This is a genomic window from Aurantimicrobium minutum, assembly GCF_029892845.1.
GTDB classification, from domain to species: domain Bacteria; phylum Actinomycetota; class Actinomycetes; order Actinomycetales; family Microbacteriaceae; genus Aurantimicrobium; species Aurantimicrobium minutum_B.
In genome coordinates, this window is record NZ_JARXVT010000001.1 from 23679 (window position 1) to 49728 (window position 26050).

Annotated in this window: 1 protein-coding gene; it reads left to right on the forward strand. The window is 53.3% G+C overall.

The features are described from left to right. Window positions 1-292 precede the first annotated feature (292 nt). Window positions 293-26011, forward strand: a complete 25719-nt coding sequence (locus M2118_RS00105) for an Ig-like domain-containing protein (RefSeq protein ID WP_280793943.1) — start codon at window positions 293-295, stop codon at window positions 26009-26011. Window positions 26012-26050 lie beyond the last annotated feature (39 nt).

A 26050-nucleotide genomic window follows, 5' to 3' on the forward strand; every position in this document is an offset into this window, starting at 1 on the left:
ATGGCGCGGAGGGTATGGCTCCGTGGTTGTTGCCCTTGCCAAGAATGACAGCGCAGTTGTGGGTTCCTTTGAGGGAGTTCTCGGGGTTCTCTAAGCTCCAGAAACTTTTTTCGAAAACAGGCAGGGGTAAACACCTGCACCCCTAGTGAGTGCTCCCTGTGACCCATTGAAAGTGTATTTCTAACCCTCAAGTGCCACTTTAGGGTGGCAATATGGCGCACTTTAAGTGTTGCAACGGGCCCGTTGCAAAGCCACCTTGTGGGGTGGAATTTTGACGCGCCATAAATCAGATATGCCCGCTTCAAAGCTCCGCGGAATTGATCCGTGGACGCGTTCAAAAGCATGGCTAGCGAAACGCAGGCGGCAGAAATTCACGCATGCTTTCACCGCATTTGTAATGCTTGCTGCGAGCTTGGTGGCGTTCACGCTTCCTAACAGTGCTTCTGCTGCGGCGCCTGTTTGGACTGCCGCTGCGCTCAACGCCACAGGTGAGACCCTCACCATAACAATGGGTACAACTCAGTTGGGTTCACCCGGCCCCCTACCAAGCAGTTTTTCTGTCCTCACGGCAGCTCCGGGAACGACTACCCCAGTGGGGCCATCGGTCGAGGTGACAAATGTTGCAATCAGCGGAGCCACGCTGATTTTGACTCTTGCGAAGCCGATCGAGGCAGGAAGCACGACAACTGTTTCTTACACCCCGCCTGCGGTGGACAACACCTTGGCAAACAACGCTATCCAAGACACAGCTGGTGTGGATGCTGCCCTCTTCACGGCAAAGGCAGTTACTAACAGTAGTTCGGTTCCACATTTGAATACTGCCGCGCTGACCGCTGCTGGAAATGTCATTGTTTTGACCTATGCAGAAAACATGAGTTCAACAGTTGCACCACCATCGGCTTTCACCGTTATGAACGGAACAACCCCGGTTACCGTTTCATCTGTTGCTAGGGATGCGACGACCCTCACAAAAATCAACCTCACTCTTGCAGAGGGTTTCCCCTCGACCACAACCCTCAAACTTTCCTACAATCCGCCGGCTTTTGAATTAGCGGCTACAAACTTTGCTCTGCAGGATGTGACTTCAGGAACCGTGGGCTATGACGCAGTCCCACTTGTCGAGTTCCCGGTATCCGGTGGTTTGTCTTCCTACATTAGGTATTCGTCTTCCACAGTGGATGCAACCGGAAAAATTCTTGCTCTGACGATGAGTGCGACGGTGACAGCAATCACCGCTCCACCTTCTGCCTTCACCGTCACGAGTAACGGTCAAAATATCCCGGTAAACACAGTGACATCTACAGGCGCGAACGCGGTGGCAACGCTTACGTTGGGCTTGCCCATCCTTGCCGGAGCATCCGTGGTGGTTACTTATACAGAACCGACCTATAACAAGGCGTTGGGCAATGCAGCGATTCAAGATACCAACGGTAATGACATACGGAGTTTCAGCTTCACAGGTGTGACGACAAATAGCTCCAGCTACATCAAGCAGTCGACATTAGCCGTAGATACAACAGGTAAAGTGCTGACCCTGACGTTGAGTAAAGCAGTGACTGTTACCACTGCAGATAAATCTGCTTTTGTTGTAAAAGTGGGCGGAACCACCTATCCAATTTCTGGCGTTGCAGCTACTGGATCGACCGTAGTTGTGACCTTGGCTCAGCCTGTACCCTCAACTGCGACCGCCGCCTCAGTAACCCTTGATTACACAGCTCCTACTTATGACACTGCATTGGGCAATGCTGCTATTCAAGATGCCTCTGGAAACGATGTACTGAGCTTTACCGGCTTAGCTCTCACAGCAAACAGTTCAGCAAACATCAAGTACGCATCTGCTGCAATTGATGCTTCAGGTAAGTTGCTGACACTGACAATGACAACAACTCCTAACGTGTCAGCAACCACTGCCCCAGCGTCTGCCTTCACGGTGATGGTCAATGGTGTTGAAAACGTCGTGGCTTCCGTGTCTTCCCCCGGAACGACCAAAACAGTAATTCTGACCTTGACCAATCCTGTACCCAAGGCGGTTCTACCCGCGAACATCACTGTGGCCTATAACGCACCTGTTTATGACGGGGCCACAACTAACGCCGCAGTCCAAGATGCAAACGGTACCGACCTATACAGCATCCCCACTTCAGCGATCACAAGCAATGGCTCTGCAATTCCAACCCTGACAAGTGGATCACTCGACGTCAAAGGAACTGTCCTCACCTTAACGATGAGCCAGGCAATGAGTTCAACAGTCTCATCGGGTTCTGCATTCACTGTGCTGAGTGCAGGTCGATTGATACCTGTAACGGCTGTAAGCGCGTCTGCATCAACCATCGTCCTTACGTTAGACAATGCCGCTGGCACGGGACAGGCTGTAACTGTTGCGTATAACCCACCAATGGCCTACGACTTTGGTAAAGCCAATGCCGCAATTCAAGATTCAAACGGGTATGACCTCTTGGCCGTTCCTGCCACTTCGGTGACGAACAACTCTTCGGCGCCCTACGTGGTTTCTGCTGCAGTAACTTCAACTGCGGGAACCTCAGTAGTTTTGACTTTCAATGAGACCCTGTGTAGCAGCGGAAACTGTACTCCAATTCCCACCTCTGCTTTCACGGTCACTAACAATGGTTCACCTGTAACAGTGAGTTCTGTTAATACTCCGTCTGGTGCGACAGTTACGTTGAACCTTTCCTCAGCAATCGGGGCGGGTATGACAGCAACAGTTTCCTATACTGCCCCAGCCAATAACTCTGCAGATACGAACAAGGCAATCCAGGATGCCGCAGGCACGTCTCTTGGTTATGATGCTGGTTCCTTTAGCAACCTTGTCGTTTCTTCTAATGCATCAACAGTTGACCAGACTGCTCCGACCTTGGTTTCAGCTGATGTCAATGCTGCAGGCACAGCTATTGTCTTTACTTTCAACGAAAACATTGCGACCAATGGTTGGAACCCAACTGCCGCGATGCTGAGCTTTTTGGTTAATGGAACGGCGGCGTCATTTAGCAACGCAACTGCTGCCGGTAAAACATATACCTACACAATGACCAACAAAATTGGCTCGGGGCAGACAGTAACCGCAACATATGTTGCACCCACGGCAAACAACTCGAGCACGGCAAACTATGCATTCCAAGACGCTGCCGGTAATGATGCTGCGAGCTTTGGTCCGGTCACGGCGACTAATAATTCATCTGCGGATGTCGTTCGACCAACCTTGGTCTCATCGGCGATTTCTGCAGATGGTAAAAATCTGGTCCTCACGTTCAATGAGACACTCAGCACAACAACTGCCCAGTATGTAGATGCTTTTATTTACATCAACGGCAGCACCACGGCGACGGCACTGACAAACCCTACTGCTAGTGGAAGTACAGTTACCTTCCCTATTACGTCAACTGTCACAGTTGGTTCTGGCCAGACAGTCAAATTCAAATACGTTGCGCCTGCAGATAGTTCAGCAACTAACAACTTTGCTATTCAAGACCCCTCGGGTAACGATGCACTTGCTATCCCGCTCACCGCAGTTACAAACAACTCAACACTCGACCGCACTGCGCCAATCCTTCAGTCCGTAGAGATCCCTGGTGCAGGATCTACCCTGGTTCTGCACTACAACGAAGCTTTGACAGCAACCGACCTCAACGGACGTAACCTTTTTGCGGTGAGCGTCGGCGGCTCAGTTCGCACGGTGTCCTCCATCGCAATCAGTGGATCAGACGTCATTTTGACACTGGCAGCCCCACTGGTTTCAATCGGTCAAGCTGTGACCCTGACGAGCTATGCCCCGTTCTCGCGAGATAGCAACGGTGTATTCACCAACAACATTGCGATTCAAGACACAGCTGGAAACGACTCTGCCAACTTGTCTAATGTCGTCGCGACCAACAACTCCACAGTGGATATTGTCGGCCCTGTTCTCTCATCAGCAGAAGTTGACGCGGCAGGTACAACTCTGACGCTGACCTACAACGAAGCGCTCAATCCATCTACCGCACTGGCAAGTGCCTTTAGCGTTCTCGCCGGCTCCACCTCTATCATTCCCAGCTCTGTCGTCGTGAGCGGTAGCACTGTGGTCTTGACCTTGCCCTCGCGCGTCGGCGTCAGCCAATCAGTCAAGGTGACGTATTCCGCACCTACTGCAAACACCGCAACGTCGAATGCGGCGATTCAAGATACCGCTGGAAATGACGCTGCAGGACTCAGTCTTGCGACAGTAACGAACAATTCAAACGCAGACATCACAGCACCAGTTTTGACCTCTGCTGAAGTGAACACAGCAGGAACTACGCTGACGGTCTTCTATGGCGAAGCACTCAACTCGACATCGGCAGACATCTCCGCATTCACCATCAAAGTGGGTGGTGTGACGGTTGTTCCCACGGCGTTGTCGATTAACGTCAGCCAGCTGATTTTCACTCTGCCTGAACTGGTTCAGCATGACATTCCTGTCACTGTGAGCTACCTGCCTCCCGCAGTAGACCTGTCGCCAACCAATGCTGCTGTCCAAGACGCCACTGGTAACGACTCAATTGCGTCAAACAACGTTGCCGTCACCAATAACTCAACTGTTGACACGTTGCCGCCCTCTCTCTTATCGAGTGCGGTCAGTTCCTCCGGGCTCAAGCTCACCTTGACCATGAGTGAAGCATTGGCCGCCACAACGGCCACGGCGGGAGCATTTACTGTCAATGTTGCCGGCGTGGACATCGCAGTGAGTTCTGTTCTCGTCGTGGGATCCACTGTTGAACTGACAATGGCAAGCCCCATCGAAAAGGCGACTGCGGTAACAGTTGCTTACACCGCACCTGCGGATGATTCAACGACGGCAAACTCAGCGTTACAGGATCTCTCTGGAAAAGACACGCTCTCCATCTCAGCTACTGCAGTGACCAACAACTCAACTGCTGACCTCACACCCCCACGACTGACTTCTGCCGTAGTGGGCGCCTCGGGGACCTCCCTGACCCTCACTTATGACGAAGCACTCCTGCTTACCGCCGGGGTCAAGCCAACAGCTGGAATGTTCACCGTGATGAGAGGCTCGACATCGGTCTCGGTTACTGGTGTTGCTGTTGCAGGTTCCGCAGTGACCTTGACCCTTGGCTCGACCATTCAATGGTCTGACCCTTCTGTCACTGTTGCCTACGCCGCACCAGCCGTAGACACCACGACGGCGAACGTCGCGATTCAAGATGTTTCCGGCCAGGACGCATTAAGTTTGCCTGCGAGAGAAATCACTAACAATTCAGCACAGGGCCCGCCCAAGGTTGTTGCGGCAGTGATTAACGCCGCAGGTACGTCAGCAACCTTGACCTTCAGCGAACAAATAAACAGTTACAGCACGGCAGGTTTGGTCTTTACTGTCGACGGTGTGGAAATCTCGCCCTCTGGCTACAACATGATGTCTGGTCTGACCTGGACTGTGAACTTCAGCTCCATCATCACTAGTAACCGAGTGGTGAAACTTGCGTTTACCCCCGGCACCTTGATGGACGCTACGAGCGTAAACATGCTCCCGTTTACCAACTTCCCCGTCACTAACAACTCGACGCAGATCCCCGATTCTCAAGCTCCAACTCTCTCTTCAGCAACGGTAGATGCCACAGGAAAAATCTTGACCCTTGCTTATGACGAGGCACTTCTCGCTAGTGCTACTGCGGGTGTAGGTGCCTTCACTGTCTCCGTCGGTGGGGTAAACAAGGTCATTTCATCCGCCGCTCTCAGTGGAACCAACATGGTTCTTACTCTGTCGGCACCTATTGGGGCCGGCGAAGTAGCCACCGTCAGCTACACGCCACCGTCGCTCTCCAATGGCTGGACCAACCCAGCCATTCAAGATGCTGCCGGTAATGATGCTCTTGCGCTGACCAATGTGGCTATTACAAATAACTCCACTGTCGTGCCTGACGTTACAGCCCCTTCTCTCTCAAGTGCTGTTCTTGACAGCACTGGAAAGATCCTGACACTGACTTATAGCGAGGCTCTCTCTGCAACCGCTGCTGGTGTGGGTTCTTTCATCGTGAAAGAAGATGGGACATCCCGTCTCATCGTCTCTTCCGTAGTGAGCGGAGACAAGGTCATTTTGACCCTTGCTGCTGCAATGGAAGCACTCAAGCCCATTACGGTCACCTACACCGCACCAACTGCTGATGCAGGGCAGACAAACGCAGCGATTCAAGACCCTACGGGTAATGATGCGGCAGCTCTTACCGATCAAGCAGTCACAAATAATTCCATCGTGGGGCCTGACGTTGTTCCCCCAGCAGCACAGTCCCTCACCGTCTCAGGCACGCAGGTCACCATTACTTACGGTGAGCAACTTTCGTCAACGACTGCTCCACTTTCTGCTTACACCGTTTTCGTTGGGGGAGATCAAGTGACCCCTACTGCTGTCAGTGTGAGCGGTACCCAGATTTTGTTGACGCTGCCAAATTCAGTTCTTTCAACTGACCGTGTGAGTGTTATCTATACAGCGCCACCGGCGACACGTGACACCACCAATCTTGCTGTGCAGGATATCGCCGGTAACGATGCTGTTTCCTACAACTTGGATAATCAAACAGGAACAAACACGTGGGGATTCACAACCCAAGGAAGTGCATGTTCTTTCCAAGGCGGTACCTACACAGACAGTGCTCGATCCAAACTTCTTCCTAACGGTATTACCTATACTGTTGCGGTCACAGGATCCATGCTCTGTATCGACTCCGTAGCTGAGTCCCTCAGTCAGCGTGGAGGACAGGCCAGTGACTTCACTTCTGTTGGTCTCGTCACCGAACCCGGTGTTCGACTCTGGACGTCAAACAATGGCTGTCTTGCGAACGTTCTTTGTGAGAACCGTGGAACTTTGACCATCAGCTTCAGCAAGCCCATGACCAACCCCATCATCTCTTTTGCAGGTTTGGGTGGTCGCGCCAACGGTATTTCGTGGTCTGAACTCCAGTTGCTGACTCCAGGAGTTACCATCACGGGTTTGAGCGGTACCAACTTGAACATCACTAACGGTGGAACTTACATTGGCCCATTCCCTGGTCAATCTCCTGATGTGAGCTGTCACGGAACGCCTTACCCTGCAGTTTGTGGATCTCTCCAAATCAACGGAACAGTTACTTCGGTTTCCTTCAAGGTCAACCAAGCTAACTCTGGTGCTGGCGGAGGTGATGCAGGTAACGAAGACGCATGGAACTTGACTGCCAGCGTGAGTGAAGACTTCGGTCTCGCTCCCAACGTTTACGAGCAGGGTTCAGTCGCATCCCACGCCATTAGTGCTCTGAAAATGGGTAGTGTCGTCACCGCTGACCAAACCGCGACTTTGTATGCGAACACCAATGCGGATGCTGTTGCTTTGGGAAGCGCCATTCCTGATGGAGCCGACGACGGTGTCACATCTTGGCCTTCCATTTCAACGGGGAATATCGGTCAAACGATTACTGTTCCCGTCTCACTTCAAGGAGTAGAGCAGGGCGCATACCTCTGTGGCTGGATCGACTTCAACCGCAATAACACCTTCAATGCAGGTGAACGTGCCTGTGCACCAAGTCCTCAGGCTGGAGCAACCACGGCAAATATCGTCTGGACTGTTCCCAACGATGTCGAACCAGGTCTTACTTATGCACGCTTGCGTTTGAGCTATGACCCCCTCATCTTCCCCACCAGCAAGGTGGGATCCGGTGAGGTTGAGGATTACTCATTGGTCATTGCGGCATCTGCCCAATCGCTACCTGTTCTGGTCAATGACACTTCGCTCAATGGTCAAGACATTAACCAAGTCATTTCGCCCCTCGAAAATGACCAGTTTGATCCTGCATACCCTGTGACCGTGGGCTCCCTTAAGCTGTGTGGCATCAGCCCCTTGCAGACAGCTCCAAACTGTAACCTCACCACCTTGACTGTTGCCGATCAGGGTACGTACACCGTCAATGCAGACGGAACTGTGACCTTTGATCCACTTCCTACTTTCACTGGTACTGCTGCTGCAGTGAAGTATCAGGTGACGGATACCAGCCCAACGCCGCAGACAAAGTCAGCAACAATCACCCCCACAGTTATTGCAGCTCCTGTTGCAGCTCCTGACACCATCACGGCTCCCCAAGATCGACTCCAGGCCTACACGCCCTTGGCAAATGACACAGATGCCACTGGCTATGACTTGATTAAGTCGACTCTCAAACTTTGTGATCTTTCCCCAGCGCAGTCTCCCCCAACCTGTTCTGCAACGTCGCTCACTGTTGCAGGTGAAGGCGCGTATACGGTCAACTCCGTCACAGGTGTTGTCGAGTTTGACCCTCTTCCCAACTTCACAGGCACAGCAACACCAATCACCTACCAGGCAAAAGATTCCCTGAACCAGGTCACCTCTTCGAACATCACACCGATTGTTATTCCTAAGCCCACAGCTGCACCGAATACTCAAATTGGCGCCCAAGGCCGCCAGCAGTCACTGAACGCGATCGCAGGCGACTCGGCTGCAAGCGGATACCAACTCGTTCCTGCAACTACTAAGTTGTGTGGCCCTAGTGAAACAGCTCCGAGCTGTACAGAAAGCATCATCACCATTGCGGGTGAAGGTAACTACGTAGCCAATGCTGATGGAACAGTTTCCTTCTTCCCGCTGTCGAACTTCACTGGCTACGCAACTCCCGTTCACTACATCGTGGAGGACAACCTCGGTCAGGCTGCCTCGTCGACCCTGACGCCGCGAGTTATCCCAGCACCTGTTGCGGAGCCCAACCGCAACATTGGCGCAAAGGGTGCGACTCAGACGATTACTCCACTGACCAATGACACTGTGGCATCGGGTTATGCGCTGACGACTTCTTCGATCAAACTTTGTGACACCGGCGAAACTGGGGCAGATTGTTCACTGACCACTTTGACCGTTGCAAACGAAGGTACCTACACCGTCAACAATGACGGAACGGTTTCCTTTGTCCCAACAGCGACTTTCACAGGTACGGCAACTCCGGTCACATACGCCGCAACAGACTCACTACTGCAGGTGGCCTCCTCAACAATCACTCCAGTTGTCGTCGCGGCAGTTGATGACACCTCTTCAGGTGCCTACGACACGAACCAGACCATCAGCCCTTTCGGAAACGACATCATCGAGACCGGTCACCCGCTTGGATCGCTGACTCTGTGTGGCAATAACCCTGTCCAAACTCCCAACAACTGCGACAAGACCTCGGTCACCACAGCAGACGGAACTTATACCGTCAACGTTGACGGCACTGTGACCTTCAACCCGCTTCCAGAATTCAGCGGTACGGTAACAGAGCCTGTCCGCTACCAAGCAGCAGACGACTTGGGAAACATTGTCAATGCACTGATTACCCCTACCGTTGCTGCACCCAACGCAACTGCTCCCCAGAACGACACCTCGTCTGGCGCATATGACACTAACCAGACAATTTCTCCGCTGGTTAATGACAACCCCACCGCTTCGTTTGTTCTGAACACTCTCAAGCTCTGCGGCCCAACTCAGACACCCAACACCTGCGACCAGACCAGCCTGACAGTTCCTAACGAGGGAACGTACACCGTCAACTCTGATGGCACTGTCACGTTCAACCCTCTGCCCACCTTCACCGGCACAGCGACACCAGTGACGTACCAGGTACGCGACGTCTTGCTCCGCACGGTGAGTGCAACAATCACACCCACAGTGGGAATGCCCCCTGTCCCAACGGCAGATCCTGACACTTCTTCGGATGACTATGACGTCAACCAAGTCATCCCGCCGATCCCTAACGACAACCCAGGCGCAGTCGCAGCTACGTTTGTTGATTCAACCCTGCGCCTGTGTGCGCTCGATGATCCTGCGACCCCCACCGTTGATGAGTCGCTGAACTGCACCTTGGGTGAGCTTGTCATCCCTGGGCAGGGAACTTACACCGTCAACCTCGATGGCAGTGGCAACGTAATTGGCACTGTAACCTTCAACCCTCTGCCAACTTTCAAGGGCACTGCGGATCCCGTCGAATACTCGATTCAGGACATCTTTGGCCGCGCAGCTGTCTCGACAATTACTCCTACGGTTGTCGCTCCACCGCTGCCCACAGCAACCAGTGAATCCATCACATCAAACTTCAACGTTGCTCAGACCTACACTCCTACCTCTAATGACACAGCAGGAACCCTCAACGGCAAAACAGCTGACATTGACCCACTCTCGATCAAGTTGTGTGGGCCTTCCGAAACTTCTCCAAACTGTAACCAGACCTCATTGACTGTTGCGAACCAGGGTGTTTACACCGTGAACGCTGACGGCAGTGTGACCTTCACTCCCGATAGCAACTTCTATGGAACTGCTACTCCGGTGAGCTACCAGGCTGTAGATATTCTCGGCCGGCCACTGACCTCGACCATCAATCCCATTGTCCGTAACCCACCGGCTCCCGAGGCCACCCCTGAGTCGCTTACTGTTCTCCCCGGAACAAGCGTGAGTTTCAACAACGTCATAGGCACTACGCCGCTTGCTACGGGTACAGGTCTTCAACTGGGTGCCACACAAGGCCCTTGCTTTGTGGACGGCTTGACCTGTGTCACGACCTTGACCATCGCCAGTGAAGGAACCTGGACGATGGATCAGGCAACCGGTATCGCAACGTTTGCAGCTGTGTCAGGTCTTCAGCCTGGAACAAAGACTGCTGTCACCTACCGCGTGACAGACCTTGCTGGCCAGAACGCAACCAGCACCCTGACTCCGGTTGTCCCGCCAGTACCTGAGGCAACTAACGATGCCCAGACCAGCGCATACGACACCAACCAGAGCTACACGCTCACCACAAATGACAGCCCTGGTAACTCTTCAGCACCTCTCGTTGCCAACTCAATCAAGCTGTGTGCGCTGACTGATGACGTTGCGACAGCGAACGTCAATGAGTCACAAATTTGTGCTCTTACTCAAGTCACCGTTCCCGGAGAAGGTGTCTACTCTGTCAACGCAACTACTGGCGACGTGACGTTCAACCCTGAGGCGACTTTCACAGGACAGGTCGCAACCCCTGTTCGCTACTCGGTTGCAGATTCGCTGGGTCAGTTGGCCTTCGCCACCATTACTCCTACCGTTTCTGATCCTGCAATAGCCGCTACCGCAGAACGTGTGAGCGTACTTCCAGGTGGAACTGCTTCCTTCACAACCATCACGGGGGCTAATGGTTTGGCCACCGGTGCAGATTTGCAAACAACAGGTGCAGACAAAACCTGTTTGTTCACCCCGAACACCACTACCTGTGATGCTGACGGCATCGTCACCATTGCGGGTGAGGGTACGTTCACTTTGAACGCTGCAACCGGTGTTGTGACATTCGTTGCTGTTCCTGGAATCACTGATGGCACAAAGACAGCAGTGACGTATCAGGTCACCGACATCACGGGCCAGTCCACGACCAGCACACTCACACCTGTTGTTCCTTTGCGCCCCAACTTCGCCAACGACACCAACACTGATGCGTACGACACCACTCAGGTTATTGACGTGTTTGCAAATGACCAGGTGGGTGACCCAAGTGCTCAGCTCGTTCACTCTTCCATCAAGCTTTGTGCTCTAGATGACCCTGCAACTGCTGGAGATCAGAGTCAAACACCACCGACGTGTACTGCGACCACAATTACAGTCCCTAATGAGGGAACCTACACAGTTGACCCCAACACAGGTGAAGTGAGCTTTGATCCACTCCCAACGTTCGTGGGAACTGTTCAAACAGCTATTACCTATGTCGCAGCTGACACAGTCGGACAGACTGACTTTGCAACGATCACCCCAACGGTTCAATATCCTGCTGCACCTACTGCGAACCTAGACACCACTTCAGGCTTCAAGGGTGTAGTTCAGAGCATTGACTTACTGGCAGATGACTCTGCTGCACCTAATGTGGATCTGCTTGCCACAAGTGTGAAGTTGTGTGCTGCAGGAACGAGCTCCACTGCGACACCTTCACCCAGTGCAACTGCTGTGGTACTGCAGGAGTGTTCTTCGACATCCCTCACCATTCCAAACGTGGGAACCTATTCAGTAACTAACGGGGTTATTACATTTACCCCAGAGGCTAACTATGTAGGCATTCCTCCTGCATTGACCTACACGGTCAAGGATGAGTTCGGTCAGGTTGCAACCTCTACCTACACTCCAACAGTTCTGGCCCCACCAACTGCAACAAATGACACACCTGCAGCAGGTGCGTATGGCGTGACTCAGGTCATCCCTGTTCTCAGTAACGACACTGTCTCGCCAGATACCAACGCTGCTTTTGACACCACAACGGTGCTGTTGTGCAACCCTGCCACGGCCCCACCTGAGACTGCACCGAACTGCACCCTCACGTCTCTCACCACAGCAGATGGCACCTATGCAGTGGACACCTCAAGGGGTGTCGTCGCGTTTACTCCTCGCCTTGACTTCACGGGTGTAGTGACAGTTCCTGTTCGCTACCAAGTAACTGATGTTGACGGCCAGGTTGCCAATGCCGTCCTTACCACCAGTGTTACTGCGCCTGCTCTCCCCACTGCTGAACCTGACACGTCAACAGGTCCTTTCAACGCAGCACAATCCATAAATGCTGTAATTAACGACATCTCCTACACCGGCACAGCAATCCAAGACACCACCATCAAGCTATGGGACCCCGCAGCTAACTCTGGAACGGGTGGATGGGTAACCACCCCGGTCACTCTTGCAGACGGTGTGTATTCCATTGTCAACGGCGAGATCCGCTTTATGCCCAACAATGACTTTGTGGGTACTGCTGCACCGGTGACCTACCAAATCACCGACTCTTTGGGTCGCACAGATGACACCACCTACACTCCAACCGTGCCAACACCTGCTGGTCCATCTGCTTCGCCTGATACCAGTAACGGATTCATCAACGTCGCTCAGACCAAGAATCTGCTAACTAACGATTCGACTTCCCGCGTCGATGTAGACCTCAACCCTGCAAGTGTGAAGCTCTGTGCTTCAGGTGAAACTGCTCCAGCTTGTACGGCAACCTCGGTGACCGTTACTGGTGTGGGTACATACAGTGTTGATAACACTGGAGTGATGACGTTCACCCCCGCGCTGAACTACACCGGAACTCCTGCTGCACTGCCCTACATCGTGAAGGACCAGTTCAACCAGGTTGCTTCCTCGACCTACACACCTACAGTTAAGTCGCCACCTGACGCAATCGATGACACTCCTGCCGTGGGTGCCAATGATGTGAACCAAGTCATTGATGTTCTGGCTAACGATGTGAAGTCGCCCTCTACGAATGCTGCCTTCGTTCCAGCCACCGTGAACTTCTGTGACCCCACGACAACCCCTGCACAGGTATCACCAAACTGTGCTGCAACCACACTGACGACTGCAGACGGTGTTTACACCGTGAACCCCACTACGGGTGTGGTGACGTTCAACCCTGATGCCGACTTCACCGGTGTTGCGACTGAGCCTGTGACCTATCAGGTCAAGGATGCTGACAACCAAGCTGTTACCGCCGTTATCACCCCATCTGTGCTGGCTTTGCCTGTTGCCGTGAATGACACCTCAACCGGTGCTTTCAACCAGCCACAGATCGAGAATGTCATGGCTGATGACAGCTCCAACACGGGTACTGCTCTCAACTCAAACACGTTGAAGCTCTGTGTCTCTGGCACGTGTTCCACCTCTAACGTGACTATTGCAGGTCAGGGAACATACTCAATTGAGAACGGCCAGATCAAGTTCACCCCAGTTCTGAACTACTCAGGAACTGCAGATCCTGTGACATACCAAGTCACAGACTCTGCAGGACAGTCGGTCACGGCGACCTACACTCCAACAGTTCAGCCACCCGCTGGCCCCACTGCGGTGGATGACACCTCAACTGGTGCATATAACACTCCTCAATACGCACTTGCCGTGGCTGATGACACGTCGCTAACCGGCACTGCTATTCAGTCATCAACCCTGAAGCTCTGTGTGAACTCGGTTTGTTCGACATCTGATGTTGTGATTCCAAACCAAGGTACCTACAGCATCGTGAACGGCGACATTAAGTTCACTCCAGTGCTCGGCTTCACTGGTGCAGCAACTCCAGTCACCTATGAGATTGCTGACTCTTTGGGTCGCACCGATACTGCGACCTATACGCCCACTGTGTCGATGCCAGCGGCTCCAACTGCTGTTGCAGACACCTCTTCTGACTGGGTGAACAAGACTCAGACCGAGAATGTCATCCCAGATGACATCTCTCTCACGGGTACTGCTATCCAGGCTTCAACGTTGAAGCTCTTCGATCCTGCAGCTAACTCTGGTGCTGGTGCGTATGTCACCACACCAGTGACCTTGGCGAACGGTACCTACAGCATCGTGGGCGGCCAGATTCAGTTCGTTCCCACCACCAACTTTGTAGGAACTGCTGCGCCAGTGACCTACCAGGTAGCTGACTCGCTTGGTCAGACGGCAACCACCACTTACACTCCCACGGTGATTGCTCCTCCGGTGGCAAACAATGACACCCCAGCAAAGGGTGCCAATGATGTGAACCAGATCATTGATGTCATTGCCAACGACACCAAGTCACCTGCAACCAATGCGGCATATGACCCCACCACGGTCAAGCTGTGTAACCCAGATCCAGACAACAACGTCGCCACCGCAGATGGACAGATTTCCCCGAACTGTAACGCCACAACAATCACAACTGTGGACGGTACGTACACAGTCAACCCCACCACCGGTGTGGTCACTTTCAACCCAGTTTCATCACTGGCCTCAACAGTTGCGGTTCCTGTGACCTACCAGGTTGCAGACGTTGACGGACAGATCGTCTCTGCCGTCATCACTCCATCCGTTGCGGGACTTCCTGTGGCTAACAACGACACTTCTACGGGTGCGTTCAACCAGCCACAGAGCCAGAGCATTCTCGGCAACGACAATTCCAACACGGGAACTTCACTCTCGGCCTCCACCATCAAGTTGCTGGATCCCGCAACGAGCCAGTACGGAACCACTGCAGTAACTATTGCTAACCAGGGAACCTACACAATTTCTGGTGCGTCAATTGTCTTCACCCCAGTCAACGGTTACGCAGGAACGCCAACTCCGGTTACCTATCAAGTAACTGACTCGCTCAACCAGTCCGTTACCGCAACCTACACACCCACCATTGCGCCACCGGCGCCACCGGTAGCAAACCCAGACACGTCAACTGGTGCGTTCAACCAGCCCCAGTCTAAGAACGTAGTTGCGAACGACACCTCCAACACGGGAACTCCTGTTGCAGCGTCGACAGTCAAGCTCTGTGTTTCTGGCACGTGCTCTAGCGCAGATGTGACCGTGCCTGGTGAAGGTACTTATTCGATCAAGCCTGATGGCTCGATCGAATTCACCCCAGTTGCTGGCTTCACTGGCCCCGCAACTGGTGTGACATACGAAATTACAGACTCTGTGGGTCAGACTGATACCTCGACCTACACGCCAACTGTTGCTCTTCCTGCGCCACCGACTGCTGTCAATGACACGTCTTCAGGCTTCATTAACGTTGCCCAGACCAAGAACCTGTTGACCAATGACAGTGCTGCTGGGGGAGACGCCCTCAACATTGCTTCTGTGAAGCTCTGTAACGTCTCGGCATCTACTCCTGAAGTTGCTCCGAACTGTACTGCGACATCCGTCACTGTTTCCGGTGTGGGAACCTACGCCGTCAACTCCTCTGGAGTGGTGACCTTTACCCCTGCTCTCAACTACGTGGGTACTCCAGCGGCTTTGCCTTACATCGTCAAGGACACCTACAACCAGGTTGCAACGGCCACCTACACACCAACTATCCAGGCACCACCGGTTGCAACGAACGATGTCCCTGCCCAGGGTGCTAATGATGTGAACCAGGTCATCAACCTGCTCACCAATGACACCAAGTCACCTTCAACGAACGCAGCTTTCGATCCCACCACGGTGAAGCTCTGTGCATCAAACGAGACAGCACCCAACTGTTCGCAGACAACACTTACCACCGCTGACGGTGTCTACACCGTCGATCCCACCACGGGTGTGGTCACCTTCAACCCTGACTCTGACCTGGTCGGAACAGTGACTGAGCCTGTTCGTTACCAGGTGGCAGATGTTCAAGGTCAAGTAGTTTCAGCTGTTGTCACGCCCTCGGTTGCCGGTCTTCCTGTTGCAGTGAATGACACCTCAACCGGTCCTTTCAACCAGCCACAAACTGAAAACGTCATGGCAGACGACAGCTCAAACACCGGCACGCCTCTGAGTTCCTCCACTTTGAAGCTGTGTGTTTCGGGAACCTGTGGAACTGCCGATGTCGTTGTGGCGAACCAGGGAACCTACAAGCTGGACAACGGCCAGATCACCTTTACTCCTGTGCTCAACTACTCGGGTACAGCGACTCCTGTGACCTACCAAGTCACAGACTCATTGGGCCAGTCGGTTACCGCGACCTACACCCCAACTGTGCAGCCACCCGCCGGCCCAACCGCTGTTGATGACACATCCACTGGTCCATACAACACTGCTCAGGTTGCGAATGCTGTCGCTGATGACACCTCGTTGACCGGGACCGCCATTCAGTCATCGACTTTGAAGCTCTGTGTGAACTCAGTGTGCTCGACCTCTGACGTTGTGATTCCTGGCGAGGGAACGTATTCCATCGTCAACGGTGACATTCAGTTCACTCCTGTGCTTGGCTTCACCGGCGCAGCAAACCCAGTGACCTATGAAATCGCTGACTCGCTCGGCCGCACGGACACTGCGATCTACACACCCACAGTTTCCATGCCTGCGGCACCAACTGCTGTTGCTGACACCTCTTCTGGCTGGATCAACCAGACCCAGACTGAGAACGTCATCCCCGATGACGTCTCTCGCACCGGCACTGCAATTCAGGCTTCGACCATCAAGCTGTTTGATCCCGCAACCAGCACGTATGTCACCACACCTGTAACTCTGGCAAACGGTACGTACAGCATCGTGGGTGGCCAGATTCAGTTCGTGCCCACCACCAACTTTGTCGGCACTGCAGCTCCTGTGACCTACCAAGTTGCTGACTCCTTGGGTCAGACCGCAACCACTACTTACACGCCCACCGTCATCTCACCACCAGACGCAATTGATGACACTCCAGCTGTTGGTCTGCACGATACCAACCAGAACATTGATGTTCTGGCTAATGATGTTGTGTCACCCTCGACCAGCGCAGCGTTTGATCCCACCACGGTCAAGCTCTGTAACCCAGCATCGAACCTTGTTCAGGTTGCACCGAACTGTACTTTGACGTCGTTGACCACAGCTGATGGCACTTACACAGTCAACCCAACTACTGGTGTGGTTACCTTTGATCCTCTTGCGTCACTCCAGGGCGTTGTCACTGTTCCTGTCAGCTACCAAGTAGCTGACGTGGATGGCCAGATTGTCTCGGCAGTCATCACTCCTTCTGTCGTTGGTCCACCCACCGCGGTCAACGACACCTCAACAGGTGCATTCAACCAGCCGCAGACAGAGAACGTCATGGCAGATGACAACTCCTTCACCGGCACCCCGCTGAGCTCCTCAACATTGAAGCTCTGTGTTTCCGGTACGTGTTCAACCGCAGATGTTGTTGTTGCCGGTCAAGGCACTTACTCAATCGTGAATGGCCAGATTAAGTTCACTCCTGAGCTGAACTACACCGGCACGGCAACCCCCGTGACCTATCAGGTAACGGATTCAATGGGCCAGTCCGTCACTGCTACTTACACACCAACGGTCAACCCACCAGCTGGTCCCAACGCTGACCCTGACACCTCAACGGGCGCCTTCAATGCAGCTCAGTCCTTCAATGTGGTTGCGAACGATGACTCGTTGACGGGCACTGCTATCCAGGCTTCGACCATCAAGCTCTATGACCCTGCCGCAAACTCTGGTGCGGGTGCTTACGTCACTACTCCCGTGACGGTTCCTCAGGGTGAGTACTCGATTGTTTCTGGTCAGATTCAGTTCACGCCCAACAACGACTATGTGGGCACGGCAGATCCAGTGACCTACCAAATCGCAGACTCATTGGGTCGCACGGACACCACCACCTACACCCCAACAGTCCCCACCCCTGCTGGTCCCAATGCTGACCCAGACACCACATCTGGATTCATTGGTGTTGCTCAGAGCATCAACTTGCTCACCAATGATGAGGCTTCTCGCGTTGATGTTGATTTGAACGTTGCTTCAGTCAAGCTCTGTAATGTTTCTGCTTCGACTCCTGAAGTGGCTCCGAACTGTACTGCAACAACAGTGACTGTTTCTGGTGTTGGTACTTACGCTGTCTCTAACACTGGTGTCATGACCTTCACTCCTGAAGCTAACTTCACCGGTACTCCTGCCGCACTTCCTTACACCGTTGAGGATCAGTTCGGCCAGGAAGCGGCTTCGACGTACACCCCGACTGTGAAGTCACCACCCGACGCTATTGATGACACTCCACCAGTTGGCCTCAACGACACTAACCAGAACATCAACGTTCTGACCAATGATGTGAAGTCTCCTTCCACGAACGCAGCTTTCGCACCGACCACGGTGAAGTTGTGTGACCCTTCAACTAACCCTGCTCAGGTTGCTCCGAACTGTGTTGAAACTTCCCTCACTACTGCGGATGGTGTTTACACTGTGAACCCCACTACGGGTGTGGTGACGTTCAACCCTGATTCCGACTTCACCGGTGTTGCGACCGAGCCTGTGACCTACCAGGTTGCAGATGTTGACGGCCAGGTTGTTGCCGCTGTGATTACTCCTTCGGTTCTTGCGCTCCCTGTTGCGGTGAATGACACTTCAACTGGCGCCTTCAACCAGCCTCAGACTGAGAACGTCATGGCTGATGACAGCTCCAACACGGGTACTGCTCTCAACTCAAACACGTTGAAGCTTTGTGTTTCTGGAACCTGTGGAACTGCAGATGTTGTTGTGGCTAACCAAGGTACCTACAAGCTCGACAACGGTCAGATCACCTTCACCCCTGTTCTGAACTACTCAGGAACTGCAGATCCTGTCACCTACCAGGTCACAGACTCTGCTGGGCAGTCGGTCACTGCGACCTACACGCCAACTGTTCAGCCTCCTGCAGGTCCTAACGCAGATCCTGATACCTCAACAGGTGCTTTCAATGCTGCGCAGTCCTTCAATGTGGTTGCGAACGATGACTCGTTGACTGGAACAGCAATTCAGGCTTCGACGATCAAGCTCTTTGACCCTGCCGCGAACTCTGGTGCTGGTGCGTATGTCACCTCTCCAGTTTCTGTCCCACAGGGCACCTACTCAATCGTTTCTGGTGAGATCCAATTCATGCCCAACAACGACTATGTCGGCACGGCAGATCCAGTGACCTACCAAATTGCTGACTCGCTTGGTCGCACGGACACCACTACTTACACCCCAACAGTTCCTACCCCTGCTGGTCCCACTGCACAGCCAGACACCACTTCTAACTTCATCAATGTTGTGCAGACGAAGGATCTGCTGGCGAATGACGCCGCTTCACGTGTTGATGTTGATTTGAATGTTGCTTCAGTCAAGCTCTGCGCAGCTGGTGAAACTGCTCCTGCATGTAGTGCGACAACAGTGACTGTTTCTGGTGTTGGAACTTACGCAGTTTCCAACACTGGCATCATGACCTTCACCCCTGCATTGAACTACACCGGCACTCCTGCTGCACTTCCATATACGGTTGAGGATCAGTTCGGTCAGGAAGCGTCTTCGACTTACACCCCGACTGTGAAGTCTCCGCCAGACGCTATCGATGACACTCCTGCCATTGGCTTGAATGACGTCAACCAGATCATCGATGTCTTAGCTAATGACATTAAGTCACCTTCCACCAACGCTGCGTTCGCTCCCACCACAGTGAAGTTGTGTGACCCTTCAACTAGCCCAGCTCAGGCTGCTCCGAGCTGTTCTGCAACTTCATTGACCACTGCTGATGGTGTTTACACCGTGAACCCCACCACCGGTGTTGTCACCTTCAACCCTGACTCTGACTTCACAGGTGTTGCTACAGAGCCTGTGACCTACCAGGTTGCGGACACTGATGGCCAGGTTGTTACCGCCGTCATCACACCTTCTGTTGTCGGCCTACCGGTTGCGGTGAACGACACCTCAACGGGTGCATTCAACCAGCCCCAGACTGAGAATGTCTTGGCTGATGACAGCTCCAACACGGGAACCCCGCTCAACTCAAACACCTTGAAGCTGCGCAACCCTTCAACCGGAACTTTCGGTACTGCTGATGTTGTAATTTCTGGTCAGGGTACATACAAGCTGGACAACGGCCAGATTAAGTTCACTCCTGAGCTGAACTACACCGGCACAGCTACTCCAGTTACCTACCAGGTCACTGACTCTATGGGACAGTCCGTTACTGCGACCTACACACCAACTGTTCAGCCCCCTGCTGGTCCAACTGCTGTGGATGACACCTCAACCGGTCCTTACAACACTGCTCAGGTTGCTAACGCTGTTGCCGATGACACTTCCCTCACGGGAACCGCCATCCAGGCCTCGACCCTCAAGCTCTGTGTGAACTCAGTGTGTTCCACCTCTGATGTTGTTGTTCCGAACCAGGGCACCTACTCGATCGTCAACGGCGACATTAGGTTTACCCCAGTACTTGGCTTCACCGGTACAGCTACTCCAGTGACCTACGAGATCGCTGATTCACTCGGCCGCACTGACACTGCAACTTACACACCAACCGTTGCCATGCCTGCCGGACCTACTGCTGTTCCTGACACAACCTCTGACTGGATTGATGTTCCTCAGTTCAAGACTGTGGTCACCAACGACACGTCAAACACTGGTACTGCAATCTCAGCTTCCACAGTGAAACTGTTTGATACAGCTACCAGCACGTATGTGACGACTCCTGTGACCTTGGCAGATGGCGTGTACAGCATCGTTTCTGGTCAGATTCGTTTCGTACCTGATGCTGGCTTCACCGGAACTGCAGCAGCGGTTACCTACCAAATCGCTGACTCTTTGGGTCAAACAGCAACGACGACCTACACACCAACTGTCATCTCCCCACCTGATGCCATCAATGACACCCCAGCAACAGGTGCTCAGGACGTGAACCAGGTCATCGACATTTTGGCGAATGATGTTGTGTCGCCAGATACACAGGCACCTTTCGCTCCTGCGACAGTCAAGCTCTGTAACCCAGCATCAAACCCTGTTCAGGTTGCACCTTTGTGCACCCTCACCACGCTGACTACCGCTGACGGTACTTACACCGTCAACCCGTCAACCGGTGTTGTCACCTTTGATCCTGTTTCCAGTCTCGCTGGCGTCGTTGCAGTACCTGTTTCCTACCAGGTGGCTGATACTGACGGTCAAGTTGTATCTGCCGTCATTACACCTTCCGTTGTTGGTATGCCTGTCGCGGTGAACGACACCTCTACCGGTGCGTTCAACCAACCACAGACTGAGAACGTCATGGCTGATGACAGCTCGAACACAGGTACCCCGCTCAACTCAAACACCTTGAAGCTGCGCAACCCTTCAACCGGAACTTTCAGTACTGCTGATGTCGTGATCGCAGGTGAAGGTACGTACTCAATTGTTTCAGGACAGATCAAGTTCACCCCTGAGTTGAACTACACCGGTACCGCGACCCCTGTGACCTACCAAGTCACTGACTCACTGAACCAGTCGGTCACAGCGACCTACACGCCCACTGTTCAGCCTCCTGCAGGTCCTAACGCAGATCCAGATACCTCAACAGGCGGTTTCAACGTTGCTCAGTCGTTCAACGTTGTTGCGAACGATGATTCGTTGACGGGTACTGCAATTCAGGCTTCGACGATCAAGCTCTTTGACCCTGCCGCAAACTCTGGTGCTGGTGCCTATGTCACCACTCCAGTGACGGTTCCACAGGGTACGTACTCGATTGTTTCTGGTCAGATTCAGTTCATGCCTAACAACGACTACGTCGGCACTGCGGATCCCATTACCTATCAGATTGCTGACTCGCTCGGTCGTACAGACACCACCACATACACACCTACTGTGCCAATGCCTGCTGGTCCAACTGCACAGCCAGATACCACTTCTAACTTCATCAACGTTGTTCAGACCACGAACTTGTTGACTAATGATTCGGCTTCACGTGTTGATGTTGATTTGAATGTTGCTTCGGTCAAGCTCTGTGCAGCTGGTGAAACAGCACCTGCGTGTACTGCGACAACAGTGACTGTTACGGGTGTTGGAACCTACGCCGTTTCAAACACTGGTGTCATGACCTTCACGCCGACACCTACCTACACCGGCACTCCAGCTGCACTTCCATATACGGTTGAGGATCAGTTCGGTCAGGAAGCAGCTTCGACTTACACGCCAACCGTGAAGTCGCCGCCAGATGCCATCGATGACACCCCTGCAACCGGTGCTCACGATGTGAACCAGGTCATTGCGGTACTTACCAATGACATTAAGTCGCCTTCAACTAATGCAGCTTTTGATGCCACTTCTGTCAAACTCTGTGATCCCACAACGAACCCTGCACAGGTTGCGCCGCTGTGTACTGCAACGACTCTGACCACCGTTGACGGCGTGTACAGCGTTGATCCTTCAACAGGTGTTGTGACGTTCGATCCCGCTGCATCCTTGAACACGGTCGTGACTGTCCCCGTGAGCTACCAAGTCTCAGATGTTGATGGCCAAGTAGTTTCTGCCGTCATTACTCCTTCGGTTGTGGGACTCCCCACCGTCACACCAGACACCACGACAGGTCCGTTCAACCAGGCACAGACCAAGGCGGTTCTCACCAACGACACCGCAGGTGCTGGCACAACATTTGTGACCGCAACTTTGAAGCTTCGTGATCCTGCAACCAATACCTTCGGAACTTCTCCTGTCACCATCAACAATGTTGGTACGTACTCCATCTCCGGATCCAACATTGTCTTCACGCCTGTGAACGGCTACGCGGGAACTCCTGCTCCCGTGACCTACCAAATCACGGATAACTTTGGCGCCTCAGCTTCAACGACCTACACTCCGACGATTACGCCACCGGCAGGTCCTGTTGCATCACCAGATACCTCTTCTGGTGCGCTCAACACTGCACAGCTCAAGACGGTTTTCACCAATGACACTTCCAGCACAGGAACTGCAATTGCTGCTTCTACTGTGAAGCTGTTTGATCCAGCTGCTAACTCTGGCGCTGGCGCATTTGTGACCACACCCGTCACTCTTGCTGATGGTGTCTACAGCATCGTTTCTGGCCAGGTGCAGTTCATGCCGAACACCGACTTTGTCGGAACTGCAGCACCAGTGACGTACCAGATTGCTGACTCACTTGGCCAGCTGGCAACCACTACCTATACCCCCAGTGTTGCGATGCCCGCAGGTCCCACAGCATCACCTGACACCACTTCTGGTTTCAAGGGTGCTCCGCAATCCATCAACCTCACCACTAACGACAGCGCTGCTGCTGGTGTGACCCTCAACGTTGCCAGCGTGAAGCTATGTACTGGATCAGAGACAGCACCGAACTGCTCGGCAACCACAGTGACTGTTGCCAACGTGGGAACTTATGTAGTTGCCGCAACCGGTGTCATCACCTTTACCCCAACAGCAAACTTCACCGGTACTCCTGCTGCACTTCCATACACAGTGGAAGACCAGTTCGGCCAAGAAGCGTCATCGACCTACACGCCAATTGTGAAGACGCCTCCAACGGCAGTCAATGACACTCCTGCTGTCGGACTCAATGACGTAAACCAGGTCATTGATGTGTTGGCTAATGATGTGAAGTCGACGTCGACCAACGCTGCTTTTGTTCCTGCAACGGTGAAACTCTGCTCAACGAACCAGGTTGCCCCGAACTGTAATGCAACCTCGTTGACAACAGCTGATGGCGTGTACACCGTGAACCCTTCAACTGGTGTTGTCACATTCAACCCCGACGCTGATTTCACAGGTGTTGCTACCGAGCCTGTGACCTACCAGGTCGCTGACGCGGATGGCCAGATTGTTTCTGCTGTGATTACCCCATCTGTAGTTGGGCTGCCCACTGCTTCGCCAGATACCTCAACTGGAGCATTCAACGAACCACAGTCACAGACTGTTTTGGCCAACGATCAGTCACTGACCGGCACCCCACTTTCTGCGAGCACGTTGAAGCTGCGCAACCCCTCTACTGGAACCTTCGGAACGTCCCCAGTGACGATTGCAAACGAAGGTACTTACTCAATCTCTGGTTCCAGCATCGTTTTCACACCTGTGACGAACTATTCAGGAACTGCCACTCCCGTGACCTACCAGGTCTCTGACTCGATGGGTCAGTCAGTTTCGACAACTTACACACCCACGGTGACAGCACCTGCAGGTCTCACCGCAGATCCTGAAACCTCGGTTGGAACTAAGAACAACCCTCAGACTGTGGACCTCCTAGAAGGAGACACAACGTCAAGCAATGCCATCACGTTCGTTCCTTCGTCGATTCTGCTTACCTGCACCGTTTCCACGAACTGCTCAGTGGCAAACAATGTGGTTACTGTGGCAAACGTGGGTAGCTACGCACTGGATCCGCAGCACCCAGGGTTCGTGATCTTTACCCCCGTGTTCAACTACGTAGGAGTGGCACCATCAGTGACCTACACCGTGACAGACACTCTGGGGCGTACCGTTTCTGAAACATACTCACCCACGGTCGTTGACGGACCTGTGGTCTCACCTGACACTTCGCGTGGTCCTGCAGATGCGCCACAGTCCAAGAATGTGCTGGAGAACGACAACGTCCAGGGTGCCAACTTGGTTCCATCAACCCTGCAGCTACGCCACCCCACTACGCAGCAGCTCTTGGCTGAACCCACTGTGACCTTGGCAGGTGAAGGTACCTTTACCTTCTCAGGTAACACGATCACCTTCACTCCAGCAGATGATTTTGTTGAGACCATCTTGGCTGACCGCACTCGACTCATTGAAATCTTCGACACTGACGGTGTTACTGTCATCGGTCTCGAGGCCACTGTTCCTCCCATCATGTATCAGCTCAGGGATGTCAACGGTCGTGTTGTGACTGCCTCGTACACTCCTCGTGTGTACTTCCCCAACCCAGTTGCTGCTCCTGATTACTCTCGTGGTCCTGCAGATGCACCTCAGCGTCAACAGGTCTTGGGCAATGATGCTGCTACTGGTACTCGATTGATTCCTTCAACCTTGAAGCTCATTGACCCTGCAACTAACCAGGCCGTCAACAGTCCATCTGTTCCTGTTGCGGGTGAAGGTACTTTCCGCTTCGAAGGTGACACCATTACATTCACTCCAGACTTGGATGCACTTGTTGAGACACTGCGTCTGGATCTTGTAGCGAATGGCAACACGTACCAAAACTCTCGTCTCCACGCTGTCTATGAGAACGGCGTTTACATGGGTCTTGAGGCTGACATCACCCCCATTAGTTACAAGCTGCAGGATGAGTTCGGTCGCTGGGTAACCACGACCTATTACCCAAAGGTGTTCTTCCCCAAGCCCGCCGCTTCGCCAGACGTCACTCGCGGTGCAATCAACCAGCCGCAGTCAAAGGCCATCATCATGAATGATGACCCTTCCACCGGCGTTGTCTTCGACAACACTTACCTCAAGATTTGGGACTATGAAACCCGAGGTTGGGTAACCTCTCCCGTTGTGACCCGTGATGGCACCTATACCGTTGAAGCTGCCGATGGCGTTGTGCTTGCAGCGGGACTGGGTGGAAACAAGCAGATCCTTGCGTCGACACTGACCGCATCAGGAGCATACAACCTGATTGTCTTCACTCCGGTCAACAACTTTGTTGGATCAGCAATTCCTATTCCTTATCAAATCCGTGACATCTTCGGACAATACGTCGAATCGACATACACACCAACGATCGAAACAGACGTCGTCGCTACAGTGGCGCGACTGGTGCGAACCGGTATGGGCGAATTTGGCGGTGTGCTGCAAATGATTGCTGCTCTGCTTCTGGTGGGAGCAGGAATGATGACCCTACGTAAGCGTCGTCGCGAGGACAGCCTCTAAAACTCTTGGGCAGGGACATCCTGTCTACATCGAAACAAC